Raw genomic sequence first — 21,488 nt, 5'->3', positions numbered from 1 at the left:
TGCGCAGCAGTCCCCCATCTCTTTGTATACATAACGTCCTGCACCGTTTGCAGGCGCTGACGCCCTGTTCATGGGCATTATCACCCCCTCTACGTCTTAAAGGCTTTGCTCTGAACAGAGTTTAAGGCCTGATTTGTCGCATTTTTCGAACGTATGGCACGCATTCTGCGTAGCAACTCGTATACAAACCATGCAGGCTCCCGTACGCAGTGTGGTCGCCACATCAATCTCGGGGGCCGCGCCTGTACTTTCGAGGAGCCCTGCGATGACCGAGCAATTGCCCAACGGCTACAGCCCACGCCTGTATAACCAGGACCTGGGGCCGCTGCCGCAGAAATGGAATTGGTACAACATCTTTGCCTTCTGGATGAGTGACGTGCACAGCGTCGGCGGCTATGTTTTCGCCGCCAGCCTGTTTGCGCTTGGGCTGGCCAGTTGGCAGGTATTGATTGCGTTGCTGGGCGGGATTTGCATCGTGCAATTGATTGCCAACCTGGTGGCCAAGCCGAGTCAGCAAGCCGCGGTGCCGTACCCGGTGATTTGCCGACTGGCATTCGGTGTGTTCGGGGCGAATATTCCTGCGGTCATCCGCGGCCTGATCGCGGTGGCCTGGTACGGGATTCAGACGTACCTGGCGTCCAGTGCCCTGATCATTGTCGTGCTGCGCTTTTTTCCTTCAATGGCGGCCTACGCCGAACCGCACTTTGCCGGTTTGTCCTACCTCGGTTGGTTCGGTTTCCTCAGTCTGTGGTTCGTTCAGGCGCTGGTGTTCTGGACTGGCATGGAGTCGATCCGCCGCTTCATCGACTGGGCTGGCCCGGTGGTCTACGGCGTGATGTTCCTGCTCGCCGGCTGGATCGTCTGGCAGGCCGGCTGGAGCAACATTAGCTTCACCCTGGCGGAAAAATCCCTGTCTGGCTGGGAAGCTTTCGGCCAAGTGATCGTGGCAACGGCATTGGTGGTGTCGTACTTTTCCGGTCCGACCCTGAACTTCGGCGATTTCAGTCGCTACTGCCGCAGCATGAACGACGTGCGGCGTGGCAATTTCTGGGGGCTGCCGGTGAATTTTCTGGCGTTCTCGCTGGTGACCGTGGTGATCGTTTCCGGCACCTTGCCGGTGTTCGGTGAAATGCTTCACGATCCGATCGCCACCGTGGCACGCATCGACAACAGCGTAGCGGTGCTGCTCGGCGCCTTTGCTTTCGTCACCGCGACCGTCGGCATCAATATCGTCGCCAACTTCGTGTCCCCGGCGTTCGACTTCGCCAATGTCGCCCCGAGCAAAATCAGCTGGCGCGCCGGCGGCATGATCGCCGCCGTGGCTTCGATTTTCATCACCCCGTGGAACCTGTTCAACAACCCCGAAGTGATTCACTACACCCTCGACGTGCTGGCGGCGTTCATCGGGCCGCTGTTCGGGATTCTGTTGGTGGATTACTACCTGATCAAAAAACAGCAGATCGACGTCGATGCGCTGTTTAACGACGGCCCGAGCGGACGTTATTACTACAGCGGCGGGATCAACTGGACGGCGGTCAAGGCGTTGATTCCGGCCACCCTGATGGGCGTGGCGATCACCTTCATTCCAGTTCTGCAGCCAATGGCCAATTTTGCCTGGTTCACGGGCTGCTTTCTCGGCGGCGTCCTGTACTTCGCGCTGGCCAAGCGCGAGCAGGCACAGCAGTCGGCGGCGCTGGTCGTAGCGGGATGACGCAAGCGGCGATTTAAAGGTCTTTTGCAGACACCTTTTTCTGTCCATCTGGTTAATAATCGACGGCATAATTTTTCGCCCCGGCACTCTGCTCAGCCAGAAGGTCGGGGCTTTGCTTTTACTGTCGAGTCACTGCCATGGATTGTGTTGTCGAGGTGTTCCGGTGAGCGCCACCCGGCGTAGCGCCGATGGGTTTGCCCTGCAAGTGATGGTCGGGTTATGCCTGATCTGGGGCGTGCAGCAGGTGATGATCAAATGGGCCGCGCCCGACATCGCGCCGGTCATGCAAGCAGCGGGGCGGTCGGGTATTTCCGCATTGCTCGTAGGATTGTTGATCTGCTGGAAGGGCGGTTGGGATCAGGTCGGCAGTACCTGGCGCGGCGGCTTGCTGGCGGGTGCGTTGTTTGGCCTGGAGTTCTTTTTCATTTCCGAAGGCCTGCAATTGACCACGGCGGCGCACATGTCGGTGTTCCTCTATACCGCGCCGATTTTCACCGCGCTGGGCGTGCATTGGCTGCTGCCGAGTGAGCGTTTAAGACCGGTGCAGTGGCTGGGTATTTTTCTCGCCTTCATCGGCATTGCCATTGCGTTTGCCGGTGGCGTGTCGTGGGACAACCTCGACCACCGCATGCTGATGGGCGATGCGTTGGGCGTGCTGGCCGGCGCGTCGTGGGGCGCGACCACCGTAGTGGTGCGCGCCTCGCGTCTGTCGGAAGCGCCGGTGACCCTGACGCTGTTTTATCAACTGATTGTCGGCTTCGTCGGCCTGCTGTTGATCGCGATCCTCAGCGGGCAGGTCACCCATGTCAGCCTGACCACTGTTGCCGTGGCCAGCGTGCTGTTCCAAGGGTTGGTGGTGTCGTTCTTCAGTTACCTGACCTGGTTCTGGCTGCTGCGCCGTTATCTGGCGGCGAACCTGGCGGTGTTTTCGTTCATGACGCCGCTCTTCGGCGTTACGTTCGGCGTGGTGCTGCTGGGCGAAGAACTGAGCCTGAACTTCGTGATCGGCGCGGTGCTGGTGCTGCTCGGGATCACTTTTGTGAGTGCAGAACAGTGGGTCCGCCGTCGTTTGCGCAAAGCGCTTGGGCAACCCTGACCGGGCGCAGCAACAAACCTCCTGCGATGAGCAAACCGCTGCCGGCGATCACCAGCGCGGGTTGCAATCCACCGCTGAAATGACTGCTCAGCGCGGCCAGCAACGGCCCGCTGAGCTGACCCACGGCGAAGCACGCGGTCAGCAGCCCGGCGTTGCGCTGGGTGGCATGGGGCGCCAGTTCCCGGGAGCGTTGCATCACCAGTTGCATGCAGGCCAGGAACGGTCCGCCACACAAGATCACCCCCAACGTCAGGCCGGCACCGCTGCCCAACAGGCAGGCGAAGACCCCGGCCGCCTGCAGCCACAACGTTGCCATCAGCCAATGGCGAGTGGCATTCGGGTTGTGCCGACGCAGGCTCACCAACACCACCCCGATTGCCGCCGCCAGGCCGAAGCATGGCCAGAACAGATCGGCTTGCCATTGCCCATGAAACTGCGCGCTGGCCATTTGCGAGAGGAAAGTGGCCGGGATGATGTAGCCCAAACCGTATAACCCATAGATCACCGGTAAACGTCCGACACCTTGGGCACCCGATGTGACGGCAGACAGGGTCGCCGTAGAAAGGGCGGCCGGTTGCGGCAGGAACGGCAGAATTCCCAGCAGCATCACCAGCCCCACACCGGCATACACCAGCCACAAGGTCGCGGACGTCTGCCCCAGCAGGTTCGAGCCCAGGGCCAGCAATCCCGTCAGAAAAATCCCCAGACCCGGCCCGGCAAAGACCAGCGCGCCGAGCCGTGGACGACCGGCCGCCGCTGCCAGCGGTTGACTCAATGCGGTAATCATCACCAGCACCCAGGCGCTGGCCACGCCCGTGCCGAAACGCAGCACCAGATGCGACCAGAACCCGTCGGCCCAGAACGAGGCCAGGGTCAGCAGCACACAGAGCCACAATCCGCCAAACAAGCGTCGACGAACCTGATCGGGACGACGGGCGAACATCGCATCCACCGCGCCGACGAAGTAGCCGAGGTAGTTGGCGGCGGCAATCAGACCAGCGGCGGTCAGGTCGATCTGGCCTTCGCTGAGCAAGTGCGGCAGTTGTGGGGTGAGGGCGAAACGCCCGATGCCCATGGCCATCATCAGGGCGATGAAGCTGGCGGTTAAGCGAATCAGAGGGGACATGGTCTGAGTTCCGTTCCGAGGATCAATGACCGTCAGGCTAGGACTGATTGACTTTCTTTAAAAATGAATAATAGTGAGAAACTTGTTCTTATTTGGAGAATGGCGTGGAATTCAGCCAATTGCGGATCTTCCAGGCGGTGGCGCAGGAGGGCTCCATTACCCGCGCTGCTGAACGCTTGCATCGCGTGCCGTCCAACCTGTCGACCCGGCTCAAGCAGCTCGAAGAGCAACTCGGTGTCGAACTGTTCGTACGTGAGCGTCAGCGTTTGCAGTTGTCACCTGCGGGAAAAGTCCTCTTGGACTACACCGCCAAGCTGTTCGCCTTGCACGACGAAGCCCATGCGGCAGTGCAGGGCGGGCAACCGGCCGGGGATTTCGTACTGGGCACCATGTACAGCACCGCCGCAATTCACCTGCCAGAGCTGTTGGCGCGTTATCACCGCAGCTATCCGGCGGTGAACCTGCAAGTGCAATCGGGCCCCAGCGGCGAATTGCTCGAAGGTCTGCTCACCGGGCGCCTCGATGCGGCGCTGGTGGACGGTCCGCTGGAACTGGCCGGGCTCGACGGCGTGCCGTTGTGCGACGAACGGCTGGTGTTGATCAGCGAGGCCGATCATCCGCCCGTACGCAGCGCACTGGATGTCGAAGGACGTTCGGTGTTCACGTTTCGCCAGGGCTGCTCCTACAGGATGCGTCTGGAAGCCTGGTTCGCCCATGATCACGCGGCCATGGGCCGGGCGATGGAGATCGAGTCCTATCCGGGAATGCTCGCCTGTGTGATTGCCGGCTCCGGCGTGGCGCTGATGTCGGAGTCGATGCTCGCCAGCCTGCCGGGGCGCGAAAGCGTGGCAGTGCACCCGTTGGCCGAGCCGTTCGCCAGCGCGACCACTTGGCTGATGTGGCGCAAAGGCATGGTCGGGGCCAACCTGAATGCATGGATCGAGCAGCAGCAGGCGGTGTATCCGTCGGCAGCGATTCAGGCCCAGGCAATCGCTTGAACGGGCGGTCTGGGATTTGGATCAATTTAGTAACAGATCATTGCGATCTTGGGCGAGCATTGCGTAGGACTTCGGACTATTATCAGTGCGAAGGGGCTACAGAACTTCGGCCGCTCGGCACGACCCTGAAGGGGGGCATCATGAAAGAGAAAATCCAAAACTGGCTGCATGACCTGGGTGTCGCACTCGGTTTGATCGAACCGCCTCTGCAACCCATACCCATTCGCACCGACGACGAACAACGTCGCCGCCAGCAGCGCCGCCGGTAAACGCCTGAACCTGTCTGGCAAGCGGGCTTGCCGTGGCAAGGAGACTTGCCCGAGGGGCTTGCTTGTGGCGAGGGGGCTTGCCCCCGTTCGACTGCGCAGCAGTCGTAAAATCTGCTGACGAGGTCTATCTGATTCAACCAGGCTGAATGGTTTTGGGGTCGCTTCGCGGCCCAACGGGGGCAAGCCCCCTCGCCACGGGTGACTGCATCTGCCACAAAAGATGTATATGGCAACCGGTCTCAATACCGCCCGATCTCAATCAAAAACCGGCTCAAGTCGTCGACGGTCGTCGCAGTCTTGAGCATTCGGTCTTCTTCGGCGGTGGACGCCGTCAAACCCAGCTGATCTTCCAGATGGAAAATCAGATCTTCGATATCTTCTTTATCCAATCCCAACTGCACCAGACGGGTGTTGTCGTCGAAGTCTTCCCGGCCCTCCAGCAGACGGCTGATGAGGCGGTGCACGGCTGTACGAACGGCGTCTCTTGTCATGATTGTTCTTCGAGGGCGTTATTGTTGTTGTCCCTGGTGCTGAGTACAGCAGGCTTCAGGCGTGTCGGCGCTGCCACTCGTCAATCATCGTGCGCAAATATTCCCCGGAAAAACTCCCGAAATGCCCACCGTGCACCGTGCGGATCGGCAGTGCGCGCAAGCGTTGCAGGCTGCGGGCGTAGTCGTCGAGGTTGGAATGGTAGGCGTCTTCGATCAGCGGCCCGTCATAAATGATGTCGCCGCTGAACAGGGTTTCGGTCGCCGCCTCGAACAGGCTGATGCCGCCCGGTGAATGCCCCGGTGTGTGCAGCACTTGCAGGACCCGATCACCGAGATCAAGCACGTCGCCTTCTTCAATCAAACCCGTGGCCGGTGCGGCCTTGACCCGGTATTCGGCGTAGCACAACGGGCAATCGGGGTGAGCCTCGAACATGTCGTCACCGACGAAAGCCTTGCTCAGGGTATTGTCGCCGTCGGGCTCGGCGAGGATCTGTGCTTCGGCCGGGTGCACCAGCCGTTCGGGGAATTCGTGATGCCCGGCGATGTGGTCGAAATGGCAATGGCTGGCCACTGCCACCAGCGGTCGTTCGGTGATCCACGGCAATTGCTCGCGCAGGCTGACCAGCCCGGAACCGCTGTCCAGCAGCAAATCCTTGTCACGCCCCTGAATGTGCCAGAGGTTGCAGCGGTAAAAGGGCCGAATGTAAGGCTCGTGAATCAGGCGGATGCCGTCGCTGAGCTGTTTGACCTCGAACCACTGATCGCGGCTGACGATCTTCATAAGCAGATTCCTTCAGGCGAAAAAAAACGGGTGTGGCAACCGACACCACACCCGTCGAAGAAAGCATCAAGTCGTCATGGAAAGCTTAGGCGGCGCTCGCCACCACTGCCGGGCGACGGGACAGCAAGCTGACCGCCACGAAACTCACCAGACCTACGCCGAGGCTATAGTAGATCGGGGTGTTGGCGTCCATACCGTCCTTGACCATGAACAGCAGCGCGGTGGCAAAGCCCATGCCCATGCTGGCGATAGCGCCGGCGGTGGTTGCGCGTTTCCAGAAGATTGCACCGATCAGCGGGATCAGCATGCCGCCCACCAACAGGTTGTAGGCCAGGGTCAAGGCACTGATCACGTCGTTCACCACCAGCGCGATACCCAGCACGGCGATGCCGGTCAGCAGGGTGAACAGGCGGTTGACCGCCAGGCTCGACTGTTTACCGCCGCGCAGTTTCGGCAGCAGGTCTTCGGTCAGGGTGGTGGCGGCGGCGAGCAGGCCGGCGCTGGCGGTGGACATCATGGCCGCCAGGGCAGCCGCAATCACCAGGCCACGGATACCGTCCGGCAGGGACAGTTTGACGATGGCGGCGAAGGCGTTGTTGACGTTGTCCAGGTCAGGGATCAGCACATGAGCGGCCATGCCGATCAGGGCGCAGGCCAGTCCGTAAAGGATGCAGTAGAAGCCTGCGAATGTACCGGCGACCTGAGCCACTTTGGCGCTCTTGACGGTGAACACACGCTGCCAGATGTCTTGGCCGATCAGGATCCCGAAGAAGTAGATCATGAAGTAGGTGATGATGGTGTCCCAGCCAATCGTGGTGAAGCTGAAGGCGGTTGCCGGCAGTTTCAACACCAACTCATCCCAGCCACCGACGCGGTACAGGCAGATTGGCAACAGGATGAACATCAGGCCCACGGTCTTGATGACGAACTGGACGATGTCGGTCAGGGTCAGGGACCACATGCCGCCGATCGCCGAATAGATCACCACCACGCCACCGCCGACCAATACCGACAGCCAGAATGGCAGGTCGAACAGCACTTGCAGCACGGTGCCAATGGCCAGGATCGAGACCACGCCGATCATCAGCGCATACGCCAGCATGATCACCGCGCTCGCGGAGCGGGCCATCGGGTTGTAGCGTTTTTCCAGCACCTGGGTAACGGTGTAGATCTTCAGTTTCAGCAGCGGTTTGGCGAGGAACAGGTTCAGCGCCACGATCCCGCAACCGAGGGCCGCGCAGAGCCAGAAACCGGAGATGCCATGGACGTAGCCCAGGCGCACGGTGCCGACGGTAGATGCGCCGCCCAGAACGGTAGCGGCCATGGTGCCCATGTACAGGCTCGGGCCGAGGTTACGACCGGCGACCAAAAAGTCTTCGTTGGTCTTGGCCTTGCGCATGCCGTAGTAGCCGAGTATCAGCATCGCGGCGGCGTAGATGAGTACGACGAATAAATCCAAAGCCATGATGGCGTGTCTCCGATTGTCTTTTTTATGGTGAAACAAAGATGGTTCTGTGGACCGGCCCCTGTGGGAGCGAGCCTGCTCGCGATAGCGATTTATCAGTCACATCAATGTCGGATGTGCCGCAGTCATCGCGAGCAGGCTCGCTCCCACAGGGGTGTCGGTGTCAGGCTGGCTGACGTATTTCAGGTTTTGCGATGGTGCGTGCGCCCTTGCTGCGTGGATCACTGGGGCCGAACACCGCAGACGATTCCGGGAACAGGCTCAGCAGCGTCAGGTACACCACGGAGGCCAGGCCCAGTGTCACCGGCAGGGAGATGTCGATGCCCCCGGCCAGATCACCCAATACGCCGACAAACTGCCCCGGCAGGTTCACGAAGCACAAACCCACCAGCGCGCTCGGGATCCATGCACCCAGGCCGCGCCAGTTCCAGCCGTGGGTGAACCAGTAGCGGCCACCTTTCTCGCCGCGGGTGAACACTTGCAGGTCATCCGGGCAGTAGAAGCCGCGACGCACCAGCAGGCCGATGATCATGATCACCATCCACGGGGTGGTGCAGGTGATGATCAGCACGGCGAAGGTCGACACGCTCTGCACCAGGTTCGCCGCAAAGCGCCCGATGAAGATGAAGGCAATCGACATCACGCCAATCAGCAACGTTGCCTTGACCCGCGACAGCACTCTCGGGAACACGCTGGACATGTCCAGCCCGGTGCCATACAGCGACGTGGTGCCGGTGGACATGCCGCCGATCACCGCAATCAGGCACACCGGCAGGAAGAACCAGCTCGGCGACACCGCCAGCAGACCGCCGACGTAGTTGTTGGCCGCGATGTAGTCCGGCGCCTTGATCGCCACGATGGTGGCGGTGGCGAGGCCGAACAGGAACGGGATGAAGGTGGCGACCTGCGAGATCACCACGGCAGCCATGATCCGGCGCTTGGAGGTGTCACGCGGGATGTAGCGCGACCAGTCGCCGAGGAACGCCCCGAAGGAAATCGGGTTGCTCATCGCTACCAGCGCAGCGCCGATGAAGGCCGCCCAGAAACCCGGTTGACCGAGGCTGACGCTGCCGGCGTAGTTCACATCGAAAGGACCGGCGAAGGCGAAGATGCCCAGCAGGAACAACAGGCTGGCACTCCACACCGCGATCTTGTTGACCCACAGCAGGAAGCGGAAACCGTAGATGCACACCGTCAGCACCAGGATCGCGAACAGACCGTAGGCCAGGCCCAGGGTCAGGTCGGTTTCCGGCAGGCCGATCAAGCGCTTCGCGCCACCGATCAACGCATCGCCCGAACTCCACACCGAAAGCGAGAAGAAGGCGATGGCGGTCAGCAGCGACAGGAACGAACCGACGATCCGCCCATGCACGCCAAAGTGTGCACCGGACGACACGGCGTTGTTGGTGCCATTAAGCGGACCGAACAGGCCCATCGGCGCAAGGATCAGCGAACCCAGCAACACGCCCAGCACAATCGCCCAGACGCCCGCCTGGAAAGACAGGCCGAACAGCACCGGGAAACTGCCGAGCACGGCGGTGGCAAAGGTGTTGGAACCGCCGAAGATCATCCGGAACAAGTCCGTCGGGCCGGCGGTGCGTTCGTTGTCCGGGATCTGTTCGACCCCGTGGGTTTCGATTTGCGTAAGGCTTTGGTCTTTGTTGTTGTTATTCATGATCTGCTCCGATCATAAAGGCGCGCTCATCGTGTGTGAGCGTCACCTGTTTGGCTAAGGGGGTGGCAGCCCTTCCGGCATTGCGGACAAATGTTCGTGGCAGGCCAGCCATAGGCCTTGTTGTTCTTGGCCAGACGTCTGTTTCTTGAAAACAATCGTCTCGCGTTCCTGGCTGAAGTGTTGCTCCCCTTGCATACGCAGCTCGGTGGCTACGTCATGGATGAAAATCGCCACGTCACCTTGCAGGCTGACGAAGGCGTTGCTCGAGGTGCATGACAGCACCTCGAAGCCGTCCTCGGCGCGCCAGGTGTCCCACAACGCCTGATAGGCATCGCGCGACAGCAGGGGCTGCTCGAGGGTGTAGAACACGAAGCTGGCATCAACGCTGAATGCGCCGAAGTAAGCTTCGCGATCGTTACAGGCAAAGGCCGATACCAGCTCGGCGGCGGCGTTGAGTACCTGATCACGTTCGCTCATGACCGATCCTCAGCGATGGACCACGCCCGGCAGTACGCAGAGCATTTCGTACAGCAGGTTGGCGCCCAACAGCGAGGTGTTACCGGTGGTGTCGTACGCTGGCGAGACTTCTACCAGATCGCAGCCGACCAGATCGAGGCCTTGGCAGCCGCGCACGATTTCAATCGCCTGAATGGTCGTCAGACCGCCGATTTCCGGGGTGCCAGTGCCTGGTGCCCAGGCCGGGTCGATACCGTCGATATCGAAACTCAGGTACACCGGACCGCCGCCGACTTTCTCGCGAACTTCGGCCATCAGCGGTGCCAGGGATTTGTGCCAGCATTCTTCAGCCTGAACCACACGGAAACCTTGATTGCGGCTCCAGTTGAAGTCATCAGCGGTGTAACCCTGAGCGCGCAAGCCAATTTGCACCACGCGGTCGCAATCCAGAAGGCCTTCTTCTACAGCGCGACGGAAGGTCGTGCCGTGGGCGATCTTCTCGCCGAACATGTGATCGTTCACATCGGCGTGGGCGTCGATGTGCACCAGGCCGACCTTGCCGTGCTTTTTATGGATGGCACGCAGGATCGGCAGGGTGATGGTGTGATCGCCGCCGAGCGTCATGGGGATCACATCGTGTTCGAGGATATTGTCGTAGGCCTCTTCGATGATCCGCACGGCGTCCAGCAGGTTGAACGTGTTGATCGCCACGTCACCGATGTCGGCAACCGACAGCGAGTCGAACGGCGCGGCGCCGGTGGCCATGTTGTACGGGCGAATCATCACCGATTCAGCGCGGATTTCACGCGGCCCGAAACGGGTGCCGGGGCGCAGGGAGGTGCCGATGTCCAGTGGGATGCCGATAAAGGCAGCGTCCAGGCCAGCAGCAGATGGCAAATGGGGGAGTCGCAGCATGGTGGCGATGCCGCCGAAGCGCGGCATTTCGTTGCCGCCCAGTGGTTGGTGAAGAATCTTGTCCACGGGTAAGGCCTCATCGTCGTTGTTTTATTTATGTCGGTTGCGCGCTCGGGGAGAGACGGGCACCGCTGTGGGCCGATTCTGCGAAATGTAGTGACCGGGAAGAATCGCTACGGGCAAATACTTAGTTCAGATTTTTCTAAACTAATGGCGAGGGTGGCGATAGACTTGCCGTCGTGCACAGACCCCCTGTGGCGAGGGGGCTTGCCCCCGTTCGGCTGCGAAGCAGTCGTAAAACCTGCCAACTCGGTCTGTCTGATTCCACCGGGGTGAATGGTTTTGGGGCCGCTTCGCGACCCAACGGGGGCAAGCCCCCTCGCCACAGTGATCTCCATTGCCACAAAAGCCTCGCGCGTTACCTTGCAACCGGAGTCTCCATGGCCAACGCTTTACCCGACCTGAAACTATTGCGCATCTTCGTCAGCGTGGTTCGCCATCAGGGGTTCGCCAACGCCCAGCAAGAGCTCAACCTCTCGACCTCGGCGATCAGCACTTACATGAGCCAGCTCGAAGCGGCCTTGGGCCTGGTGCTTTGCCATCGCGGTCGCGGTGGTTTCAGTCTGACCAGCAAGGGTGAGCTGTTCCATCAGGAAACCCTGCGTCTATTGGCGGAACTCGAAGGTTTCGAACAATACGCCGCCGCCCTCAAAGGCGAGCTGCGTGGCACTTTGAACCTGGGCGTGATCGACTCCACCGTCAGCGATAAGGCCTTGCCCTTCGCCGAAGCCATTGGCGCCTACAGTCAGGAGCACCCGGCGGTGCATTTGCATCTGTCGGTCATGAGCCCTTACGAGTTGCAACTGGGCGTGCAGGACAACCGCCTCGACCTGGCCATCGGTGCCTTTTCCACGCGCATGAGCGGTCTGGTCTACATGCCGCTGTACCGCGAGCAACATTGGCTGTATTGCAGCAGTCGCCATCCGCTGTTCACCGAGCGGCGTATTCCCGAGCAAGTCATCACCCAACAGCGCATGGTCGGTCGCGGCTATTGGAGCCAGGCCGAACTGGCCCGCCACGGTTTCAAACACAGCGCGGCGACCGTGGAAAGTATGGAAGCCCAGCTGATTCTGGTGCTGTCCGGCGCCTACATCGGTTACCTGCCGGAGCACTACGCCCAGGCGTGGGCCGACAAAGGTGATTTACGGGTGCTGCTGCCGGCGACGTTCGGTTATCAGGCGCCGTTCTCGATGATCGTGCGCCGTGGCCGCAGCCGCGAACCGCTGATCCAGACCTTTCGTGATCTGCTTAAAGCACAACTGAATCAGGCTTGAGACGATGTCCAGAATCCAATGTCCACGCTGCCTGCGTCCACAAACCCATTGCCTGTGCCCGCTGATCCCGAGCCTCGACAGCCGCACTCGGGTGTTGCTGCTTCAGCATCCGAGCGAAGTGAACCACGCGCTGAACACCGCGCGGTTGGCCGCGTTGGGGTTGAAGAATGCCGAGTTGATCGTCGGCGAGGTGTTCGATGATTTGCCGGCGCTGTTGAATCAGCCGGGCTATCAGGCGCGGCTGCTGTTTCCCGCCGAGGATGCGCAACCGTTGCAGGCTTACACCACCAATGATGAACCGCTATTGCTGGTGGTCCCGGACGGCACCTGGCGCAAGGCGCGCAAAATGCTGCACCTCAATCCGTTGTTGGCGGCGTTGCCCAGAGTGACATTGGCCGAGGGCGGGGTGTCGCGTTATCGCTTGCGCAAGGCCCCGGGGCCTGGGGCGTTGTCGACGGTGGAGGCGATTGTGCAGGCGTTGCAGACGCTTGAGTCACCCGTCAGTTTTGAGCCGTTGTTAAAACCGTTCGAGGCGTTGATCGAGGGGCAGATTGCGGCGATGGGGGAGGAGGTTTTTCAGCGCAATCATGGGCCGAAATAGTTGTTGTTTCTGAGGGCCTCTTCGCGGGCAAGCCTCGCTCCTACAGGATTTGTGTGGTCGCAAACGTTGAACACGACAAATAACCTGTAGGAGCGAGGCTTGCCCGCGAAGAGGCCGGACCAATCACCGCAGTATCTGGATTATCACTATCACTATCGCTCGCGCATCGCCTCGGTCCGAGCTTTCAACACCGGTTTAAGCAGATAATCCAGCACACTTTTCTCCCCGGTAATAATGTCCACCGTCGCCACCATCCCCGGAATGATCAGCAGCGGTTTCACATCCCCGCCCAAGTGATTTTTGTCGGTGCGCACCTGAATCAGATAAAAGCTGTTGCCCTTGTCATCGGTGATGGTGTCCGCCCCGATCAGCTCCAGCTTCGCACTCAACCCCCCGTAAATCGTGTAGTCATAAGCGCTGAACTTGACCATGGCTTTCTGGCCCGGGTGCAGGAACGCCACGTCTTGAGGCCGGACCTTGGCTTCGATCAGCAAGTTGTCTTCCAGCGGCACGATTTCCACCATGTCGTTGCCCGGCTGGACCACGCCGCCGATGGTGTTGACCTTCAGCACTTTGATGATGCCGTGAACCGGTGACACCACGGTGGTGCGCGTCACCCGGTCGTCGATGGCAATGCTCGTCGCAGTGATTTTCGACAGGTCGGTGCGTTTCTCATTCAGCTCTTTTGCCGCGTCCGAACGGAAGGATTGTTCGGACTCGTCGATCTTGCTTTTGATCTCATTGATCGCCGATTCGGCACGGGGAATCGCCAGTGTCGTGGCATTCAGCGAGCCGCGGATTTCCACCGCGCTGCGTTTGAGTCGCAGGATTTCCACCGGCGAAACCGCTCCGGTGCCCACCAGTGGCGCCGACATGTTCATCTCTTGTTGCAGCAGCGCCAGGCTTGAACTGAACTGCCCCTGTTTGGAGCGGAATTCCGCCAGCTCCTGGGTTTTCTGCCGAAGTTGTTCGGTCAACGTGCGTTGTTCGCTGGCCAGTCGGCGCTGACGTTGTTCGTACAGTGAGCGTTCGTCCTCGGCCACTTGCGGCGCCTTGGCGATGACTTCCGCGGACAGCTTGAATGGCCGGCCTTCCGCTTCGGCGGACAGCCGTTCGACCTGCGCGGTCAGTGCATAGCGATCCGCTTCGCTTTCACCCTTGTTCGACAGGAATCGCGTGTCATCCAGGCGCAGCAAGGTGTCGCCCTTGTTCACCATTTGCCCTTCGCGCACGAAGATTTCCGTGACGATGCCGCCCTCCAGGTTCTGGATCACTTGAATCTTGCTCGACGGAATCGCCTTGCCTTCACCCGTGGTGACTTCCTGCAACACGGCGAACTTGGCCCAGACCAGTGCGGTGATCAGCAGCGCCGCTGCCAGCCACACGGTGATCCGCGACCAGCGCGGCGAATCCTGCAACGAGGCGCCGGCGGTTTCCGGCATGAATTCGCTTTCGGCACTTTTGCTGAAACTGCCGAGGTAGCTTCGGGCCGCTGAATCCGGTGTTTGAGCAGACATGGGCAATACCCGTCAGTTAAGAGAAACAAAGCCGAACACAAACCTGAGGCGATGGAGCTTTGTGGCGAGGGGGCTTGCCCCCGTTCGACTGCGAAGCAGTCGTAAAACCTGCCAACTCGGTCTGTCTGATACAACGGGGTGAATGGCTTTGGGGCCGCTTCGCGACCCAACGGGGGCGAGCCCCCTCACCACAGGTCATGTGTTTGTGCCCCTAAACCGTCGCAGAGCCGACACGGCCCTTGCGCAGTGCATCGATGACCGCTTCTTTCGGGCCGTCGGCGACGATCCGCCCGTTGTCCAGCACCACCAACCGGTCCACCAGGCTGAGCATCGAGGTGCGGTGAGTGACCAACAGCAGGGTTTTGCCCTGGATCCAGCCGTGGAGTTTTTGCCGCAAAACGTCTTCGCTGCTGTTGTCCATGGCGCTGGTGGGTTCGTCGAGCAGCATGATCGGTGGATCGAGCAACAACGCGCGGGCCAGCAACACCGCTTGCCGTTGCCCGCCCGACAGCAACTGACCGCGCTCACCCACCGGCCGGTCGAAGCCTTGTGGATGTTGGCGAGCCAGCTCGGTGACGCCGGTCAGTTCGGCAACTTCAAGCATCCGCGCATCACTGATGTAGCGCGCGCCGAGGGTCAGGTTGTCGCGCAGGCTGCCGGCCAGCAATGGCAGGTCGTGGGCGACGTAGCCGATCTGTTGACGCAGGTCGGCGACGTCCAGTTGTCGCAGGTCCAGGCCATCGAGCAGCAACTGGCCTTCTTCCGGCGCATAGAAACCCATCACCAGCCGCGCCAGCGTGCTTTTGCCCGAACCGCTGCGGCCGATGATGCCGATCCGTTCGCCCGGTTTCATGCTGAAGCTGACGTTGGCCAAGGCCGGCGCATTCTGGCCGTTGTAGTGAAACGTCACGCCGCTGACATCCAGTGCGCCTTGCAGTTGCGTGCGCTCCAATGGCCGCTGTTTGGCGTCACGTTCTTGCGGCAGCGACATCAGCGCATCGGTGCTTTTCATGGTCAATTGTGCTTGCTGATAACGGGTGATCAGCCCGGCGATCTGTCCCAGCGGCGCGAGCACGCGGCTGCCGAGCATGTAGGTCGCCACCAGCGCGCCGACGCTGAGGTTGCCGGCGATGATGCTGTAGACCCCGGCGACGATGGTCGCCATGCCGCAGAATTGCTGAATGAACAGCGTGCCGTTGGTGGCCAGCGCTGAGAGGTTGCGCGCATGGCTGTCGAGGCGGGTGAGGGCGCCGTGGGTACTTTCCCATTTGTGCTGGCGTTCGCTTTCGGCACTGCAGGCCTTGAGGGTTTCCAGGCCGCCGAGGGTTTCGATCAGCAGGGCCTGGCGTTCGGCGCCGAGGCTCAGACTCTTCTGCACGGTGTCGCGCAGGCGCGCCTGAATCACCATGGCAAAGATGATCGTGATGGGGAAGGCCAGCAGCGGAATCACCACCAGCCAGCCACCGAGCAGGCCGATCACCACCAGCATCAACACCGCGAAGGGCAAGTCGATCAGGCTGGTCAGCGTGACGGCGGTGAGAAATTCCCGCAGGCCCTGAAAATCATGAATGCTCTGGGCGAAACCACCGATGGTTGCTGGCCGCGCTTTCATCGCCATGCCGGTGATACGTTCGAACAACGTCGCCGAAAGAATCACGTCGGTTTTCTTCCCGGCGGTGTCCAGCAAGTGCGCGCGAACCACCCGCAGCACCAGTTCGAAACCGGTGCCGATCAGCAAGCCGATCGACAGCACCCACAACGTTGAAGTGGCCTGGTTTGGCACCACTCGGTCGTAGGTCTGCATCACGAACAGCGGCACCATCAGGCCCAGCAGGTTGATCAGGAAACTCGCCAGAATCGCATCGCTGTACAGCCACTTCGACAACTTCAACGTGTCGCGAAACCACGCCTCCACTCGCGGCACCAACGGCGCGCGCAAGTCTTCGAGTTCATGCCGCGGCCGGGCGAACAAGGCCTGGCCGCTGTAGTTGGCGGTCAGCTCGTCCGTGCTGACCCATTGTTCTCCGCCGTCGGCTTCGCTCGGCAGAATCAGCGCCTGACCGTCATCGCCGAAGCGACGCAAGATTGCGCAGCGGCCATGGTTGAGGATCAGCATCACAGGCAGGTTGAGCGCGGAAATTTCCCCCAACTCACGGCGCAACACACGTGCCTGCAAACTGGCCCGGGCCGCTGCGCGCGGCAGCAGGTCCAGGCTCAAACGTTGGTGTGCCATTGGCAGCCCGGCACTCAGGCTGGCGCGACTGACCGTGGCGCCATGAAGTTTGCAGAGGATCAACAGACCGTCCAGAAGCGGGTCATCGAAGCTCAGACGCGGATCGACACCCGTATTGCCGGTTTCCATGCTGGTCATATTGATTGCCTGTGGCGAGGGAGCTTGCTCCCGCTTGAGTGCGCAGCACTCACACTGTCTTCATCTTCAATCGGTGTTCGGGGTTGCTGCGCAACCCAGCGGGAGCAAGCTCCCTCGCCACAATTGGTCACGTTGAGCTACTTCATTTCAGTTCAGGCAAGCGAGCTTCGTTTTTCACTTCGGTGGCGGCGATCGCATCGGCGGGCAGCACCACCCGTTGTTTGCTCAACAACTGACCCATGTTCGCCAGCACGCGGTACATCGAAAACTCCTCGGTGTAGCGCACTTCGGTGTAGCGACGGTTGGCGTTGTAGAGTTCGTTTTCACTGTCGAGCAAGTCGAGCAAGGTCCGTTGACCAAGGCCGAACTGATCCTGATACGCGGCCCGCACACGGGTGGTGGTTTCGGCGTATTCACGGGCGGTCGGGGTTTGTTTCTTGGCGTTGAGCATGGCGTTCCAGGCCAGGTGGATGTTCTCGTTGAGCTGGCGCAGGGCGTTGTTGCGGATGTCCAGCGCCTGGTTGATCTGGTGCGCATCGGAGGCCAGCCGGGCCTTGTCGCTGCCACCGCGGAACAGGTTGTAGTTCATCACCACACCCACTCGCCATTCGTTGTCGTGGCCTTTATCACCCTGAATATTATTATTCGCGCCCACCGCTGCTTCAGCGTCAAAACGCGGGTAGAACGGCGACTTGGCGACTTCGTACTGGCTTTCGGCTGATTGCACATCGGCCTGGGCGGATTTCAGGTACGGGTTGTTTTCCACCATGCTCTGCTGGGCTTCCGGCAGGGTGGCGGGCAATTCGCCACGGGTCGATGGCGGCGCTTCGAGTTCATCGGGCATGCGCCCCACGACACTGTAGAAATTCGTCTCGGCATCGGCCAGATCGACTTCGGCGGTGTCGAGGTTGTTTTGCGCCAGCGCCCGGCGAGCGGTGGACTGGTCGGAGTCGGCGTTGCTGCCGACCCCACGCTGGGTGCGCAGGCCGATCTGGTCGTTGACCCGCATGTGCGCTTGCAGGTTGTTCTTGGCCAGGGTCACCAGTTCGCGGCGCTTGAGCACTTCGAGGTACACCTCGATGGTGCGCAGGGCCAGATCCTGGGCGGTGCCCTGAGCGTAATAGGCTCGCGAGTTGGCCACGCCTTTGGTGCGCGCGACCTCGTTGGAGGTGTTGAAGCCGTCGAACAGCATCTGCCGCAGGCGCAGTTCCGATTGGGTGTAGGTGAGGATTTCGGTGTGGTGATTGCCCTGCGCCCGAGTGGTGGTGTTATCGCTGTACCCGCGCCCGTAGCCGGCGTTCAAATCCACCGATGGATAGAAGCCCCCTTTGGCGACTTTAATCTGCTCGTCGGCCGAGAGCCGGGCGTCGACCCGCGACGCCAGTTCCGGGTGGGTCGCAATGGTGCTCTGGATCGCCTCGGTCAATGACATCGCCTGAGCCTGAGAAGTGCAGGCCATGGCCAGCAAAATCGCGCTGCAGAGGGGGGTTAAAACGCGCATGGATGCCTCTCCCTGATTCCTGATGGTACTTACTTGGTCGCCAAATATTTGACGTTATTTTTAAGCGAAACCGTCTCACGCTTGTTACAACAGAGCTAAGAACATCCTGAGGAGAAGCTAAGAAGGATTTCTCATAAGTCTTATGCCGAAAAAAACTTATGCGCTCTGAAAAATCCAGCACATTGTTCAATGCGAAAGCCTTGTTTTTGTGAGCTCTCAGAGCATCGACGGGCTTTAGAAAAGTTCCATTCACTTTTCGACACAGGGCGAAGAAGTGCTGGAGGGGAGGGAAGCGAGACGGTTTTCAGGTGACAATTTTTTGTCGCTCGAGTGATTCAAAACCGTTACGCATTGTTCGCAGGCCGGTTATTTTGGAAGTGGACCCCGATGCCATTGATTGCAGAGGGTTTTATCCCGATCCATAAATCCCCCTCGCGAGCGACATGCCTGGCGAAAGCGTCGGGAGGCAGCGGTTTACCTCAGGTAAACGCTTTCTCGGCAAACAATCCGCCAGACAACCTGCCTGAACCATGAGCACGTCTTTGCGCAAACAGGATGCCGACAGCAGTTGGCAGCGGAGGAAATGCACATGGCAACGCTCATCGGTATCGTCAGTAAGGTCATCGGTCAGGTGTACGCAGTGGCGGGTGATGGCACCCGACGCACCCTGGTCGAGGGCGATCGGCTGTTTGCCGGCGAGCAACTGGTCACCGGGGCCGAAGGCGCGGTGGCGGTGCAACTGCAAAATGGCCAGGAGCTGACCCTGGGGCGTGACAGCAGCCTGCAGATGACGGCCCAATTACTGGCGCATCAGGTCCCGCACGTGGAGACCGCCGATGCGGTAACGCCGAGCCAGGCGCAACTGACCGATGTCGAGCAACTGCAAAAAGCCATTGCCGCCGGCGCCGACCCGACTCAAACAGGTGAAGCCACTGCCGCCGGACCGGGCGCAACGGGCGGGACCGGTGGCGCACTGGGCGGCGGTCACAGTTTTGTGTTGCTGGAGGAAGTGGCGGGCCGGGTCGATCCCATCATTGGTTTCCCCACCGCAGGCTTCAACGGTATTCCCGAATTCCCCCTGGAGCGCCGGGATCCGGACAACGGCGACAACGGTGCAGGCGGCGCAGGCGGTGCAGCTACGCCGAATAACCCGGTGACCCTCATTGGCCTGGCGGTGGCGGGAGGCGAACTGACCCTCAATGAAGCCAACCTGGCGGACGGTTCGGCCAGCAACCCCGGAGCGCTGACTCAAAACGGCACCTTCACCGTCATTGCGGCTGACGGGCTGACCAGCCTGAGCATCGGCGGGATCAACGTGATCAGTGGCGGTGTGCCCGCCGGTTTTCCGCAGTCGATCACCACTCAACTGGGCAACACCCTGACGATCACCGGCTACAACCCGGCCACCGGCGTGGTGAGTTACAGCTACACCCTGGTTGGCAACGAAACGCACTCGGCTGGCGACGGCGCCAACAGCCTCAGCGAACAGTTCACGGTGGTCGCGAGTGACAGCAACGGCGATACCGCCACCGGGTCGCTGGACGTCAACATCACTGACGATGTACCCAAAGCGATCGACGACACCAACGCCAATACCGCCTCCGAAACCCTGCTGACCCTGACCGGCAGCGTGCTGCCCAATGACATCCAGGGCGCCGACCGTGTTGCCACCGGCCCCGACAGCGGGCCGATCATCGGCGGCACGTTCAACGGTACTTACGGCACGCTGGTGCTCAACCCCAACGGTACGTACACCTACACCCTGAATACCAGCGATGCCGACTTCAAAGCCTTGCATGGCGACGGCAGTGCCACGGAAACCTTCACCTACACCCTGACGGATGCCGACGGCGATACCAGCACCGCGAACCTGGTGCTGGAGATTCACAACAACGATGACCCAGTGACCCTCGATGGCCTGAACGTCGACGGCGGCGAACTCACCGTCTACGAAAAAAACCTCAGCGACGGCACCAACCCCAACACCCCGGCCTTGACCCAGAGCGGCACCTTCACCGTCACCGCCCTCGACGGTTTACAAACCCTGACCGTGGGCGGCATCGCGGTGGTCACCGGTGGCGTGGCCGCAGGTTTCCCGCAATCGATTGTCACTGCGCTCGGCAATACGCTGACCATCAGCGGTTTCAACAGCACCACCGGTGTAGTCAGCTACAGCTACACCCTGACGGATAACGAAACCCACCCGAACGCCAACGGCGCCAACAGCATCATCGAGAACCTCAACGTCGTCGCCACCGACGTCGACGGCAGCACGGCATTGGGTCAAATCAACGTCAACATCGTCGATGACTTGCCCACCGCCAACCCTGATCACGCCACGATAGCCGAGGGCGCAACGGCCTCGGGCAACGTGCTGAACAATGACGTCGGTGGCGCCGACGGCCCTGCACTCAGTGGTGCGGTGGTTGGCGTGCGCGCCGGCAGCGACACTTCGACGTCAGCCATCGGCGGCTTGAATACGCAAATCAACGGCACCTATGGCTACCTGACTCTGGATGCCAACGGCAATGCCGTGTACCACAGCAACCCGAACTCGGTCAGCGCGCCGGGCGCCACGGACGTGTTCACCTACACCGTGCGTGATGCCGATGGCGATGAAAGCACCACGACCATCACCATTAACGTGGCCGACTGCACCCTCGTAGCGGCCAGCGATCGCGACGTAACGGTTCACGAAAAAGCCCTGGATTTGACCAAGGATGGCCAGGACCTGGTAGCGGGCACGGTCACCGGCAGCGAGCCTGGCAACACCGGTGAAACCGGCTCCGGTACGCTGGTCGGTGCGGTCACGGGCACCACTGGCGCGATCACTTACACCCTGGTTGGCAGCGCCACCGGGACTTATGGGCAAATCCTGCTCAACCCCGACGGCAGCTACACCTACACCCTGACCTCCCCACCAACCACCACTCCCCACGCCAACGACGGGCCCAATACCCTGAGTGAAAGTTTCACCTATCAAGCGACCGATCCCTTGGGCAACAGCGTCACCAGTACCATCGTGATCAACATCGTCGATGACGTACCCACCGCTCATGCCGATGCCGTCTCGGTGGCGGAGGGCGGGACGGTCAGCGGTAATGTGTTGGGCAATGATGTGCTCGGTGCCGACGGCCCAGCGGTGGGTGGTGCAGTGGTCGGCGTGCGCGCCGGCAGCGAC

At 60.8% G+C, this 21,488-nt stretch carries 17 protein-coding genes; 7 read left to right on the top strand and 10 right to left on the bottom strand.

Annotated elements, in window-relative coordinates:
- The first annotated feature begins 265 nt into the window (after positions 1-265).
- The gene (locus PMI30_RS04975; protein WP_008013554.1) at positions 266-1,711 is read left to right on the top strand and encodes an NCS1 family nucleobase:cation symporter-1; all 1,446 of its coding nucleotides are present in this window, start codon (positions 266-268) and stop codon (positions 1,709-1,711) included.
- Positions 1,712-1,874: 163 nt separating this feature from the next.
- A complete protein-coding gene (locus PMI30_RS04980) occupies positions 1,875-2,807 on the top strand; it encodes a DMT family transporter (protein WP_008013548.1) in 933 nt (310 codons plus the stop codon).
- On the opposite strand, the gene PMI30_RS04985 is transcribed toward PMI30_RS04980, so the two are convergent.
- On the bottom strand, positions 2,743-3,933 hold the full coding sequence (locus tag PMI30_RS04985) for an MFS transporter (RefSeq protein ID WP_008013547.1): 1,191 nt from the start codon (positions 3,931-3,933) through the stop codon (positions 2,743-2,745). The two genes, PMI30_RS04980 and PMI30_RS04985, sit on opposite strands and share 65 nt — an antisense overlap.
- Before the next feature lie 104 nt (positions 3,934-4,037).
- On the opposite strand from PMI30_RS04985, the gene ptrR reads away from it, so the two are divergent.
- Together ptrR and PMI30_RS31940 are read left to right on the top strand one after the other, a co-directional pair.
- Positions 4,038-4,931 carry a putrescine utilization regulator PtrR gene (ptrR, locus tag PMI30_RS04990; protein WP_008013546.1) on the top strand — a complete coding sequence of 298 codons (894 nt, stop codon included), beginning with the start codon at positions 4,038-4,040 and terminating at the stop codon, positions 4,929-4,931.
- Between the two features lie 140 nt (positions 4,932-5,071).
- A complete protein-coding gene (locus PMI30_RS31940; protein WP_007905120.1) occupies positions 5,072-5,200 on the top strand; it encodes a PA1414 family protein in 129 nt (42 codons plus the stop codon).
- Between the two features lie 239 nt (positions 5,201-5,439).
- On the opposite strand, the gene PMI30_RS04995 is transcribed toward PMI30_RS31940, so the two are convergent.
- From PMI30_RS04995 to speB, 6 genes are all read right to left on the bottom strand, one after another.
- Complete coding sequence (locus PMI30_RS04995) at positions 5,440-5,691, bottom strand: hypothetical protein (protein WP_008013545.1); 252 nt, start codon at positions 5,689-5,691, stop codon at positions 5,440-5,442.
- A gap of 55 nt (positions 5,692-5,746) precedes the next feature.
- Positions 5,747-6,472 (bottom strand): MBL fold metallo-hydrolase, encoded by a 726-nt coding sequence (locus PMI30_RS05000; protein WP_008013544.1) that lies wholly within the window; start codon positions 6,470-6,472, stop codon positions 5,747-5,749.
- Positions 6,473-6,557: 85 nt separating this feature from the next.
- Positions 6,558-7,937, bottom strand: coding sequence for a sodium:solute symporter (locus PMI30_RS05005; RefSeq protein ID WP_008013543.1), 1,380 nt, complete (start codon positions 7,935-7,937; stop codon positions 6,558-6,560).
- Positions 7,938-8,100: 163 nt separating this feature from the next.
- Positions 8,101-9,612 carry a purine-cytosine permease family protein gene (locus PMI30_RS05010; RefSeq protein WP_008013542.1) on the bottom strand — a complete coding sequence of 504 codons (1,512 nt, stop codon included), beginning with the start codon at positions 9,610-9,612 and terminating at the stop codon, positions 8,101-8,103.
- 54 nt (positions 9,613-9,666) lie between these two features.
- Positions 9,667-10,089, bottom strand: coding sequence for a YybH family protein (locus tag PMI30_RS05015; protein ID WP_008013541.1), 423 nt, complete (start codon positions 10,087-10,089; stop codon positions 9,667-9,669).
- 9 nt (positions 10,090-10,098) lie between these two features.
- The gene (gene speB / locus PMI30_RS05020) at positions 10,099-11,049 is read right to left on the bottom strand and encodes an agmatinase (protein WP_007905133.1); all 951 of its coding nucleotides are present in this window, start codon (positions 11,047-11,049) and stop codon (positions 10,099-10,101) included.
- Positions 11,050-11,423: 374 nt separating this feature from the next.
- Here speB and PMI30_RS05025 point away from each other — a divergent pair, with 374 nt between their 5' ends.
- Positions 11,424-12,317, top strand: a complete 894-nt coding sequence (locus tag PMI30_RS05025) for a LysR family transcriptional regulator (RefSeq protein WP_008013540.1) — start codon at positions 11,424-11,426, stop codon at positions 12,315-12,317.
- A gap of 4 nt (positions 12,318-12,321) precedes the next feature.
- Positions 12,322-12,918, top strand: a complete 597-nt coding sequence (locus PMI30_RS05030) for a tRNA-uridine aminocarboxypropyltransferase (protein WP_008013539.1) — start codon at positions 12,322-12,324, stop codon at positions 12,916-12,918.
- 152 nt (positions 12,919-13,070) lie between these two features.
- On the opposite strand, the gene PMI30_RS05035 is transcribed toward PMI30_RS05030, so the two are convergent.
- The 3 genes from PMI30_RS05035 to PMI30_RS05045 all read right to left on the bottom strand — a co-directional run bounded on the left by PMI30_RS05035 (position 13,071) and on the right by PMI30_RS05045 (position 18,307).
- The gene (locus PMI30_RS05035) at positions 13,071-14,435 is read right to left on the bottom strand and encodes an HlyD family type I secretion periplasmic adaptor subunit (RefSeq protein WP_008013538.1); all 1,365 of its coding nucleotides are present in this window, start codon (positions 14,433-14,435) and stop codon (positions 13,071-13,073) included.
- A gap of 211 nt (positions 14,436-14,646) precedes the next feature.
- The gene (locus tag PMI30_RS05040) at positions 14,647-16,806 is read right to left on the bottom strand and encodes a type I secretion system permease/ATPase (protein WP_008013537.1); all 2,160 of its coding nucleotides are present in this window, start codon (positions 16,804-16,806) and stop codon (positions 14,647-14,649) included.
- Between the two features lie 142 nt (positions 16,807-16,948).
- Positions 16,949-18,307, bottom strand: coding sequence for a TolC family outer membrane protein (locus tag PMI30_RS05045; protein WP_008013536.1), 1,359 nt, complete (start codon positions 18,305-18,307; stop codon positions 16,949-16,951).
- A 589-nt stretch (positions 18,308-18,896) separates the two neighbouring features.
- Between PMI30_RS05045 and PMI30_RS05050 the strand changes: the two genes are divergently transcribed.
- Positions 18,897-21,488: retention module-containing protein (locus PMI30_RS05050; protein WP_008013534.1), on the top strand; the 2,592-nt coding region annotated here is incomplete at its 3' end.

The sequence above is a fragment of the Pseudomonas sp. GM50 genome, assembly GCF_000282375.1.
Lineage (GTDB): Bacteria > Pseudomonadota > Gammaproteobacteria > Pseudomonadales > Pseudomonadaceae > Aquipseudomonas.
The sequence above is the reverse complement of the archived record's forward strand: the minus strand, read 5'-3'. Positions and strand labels throughout refer to the sequence as shown.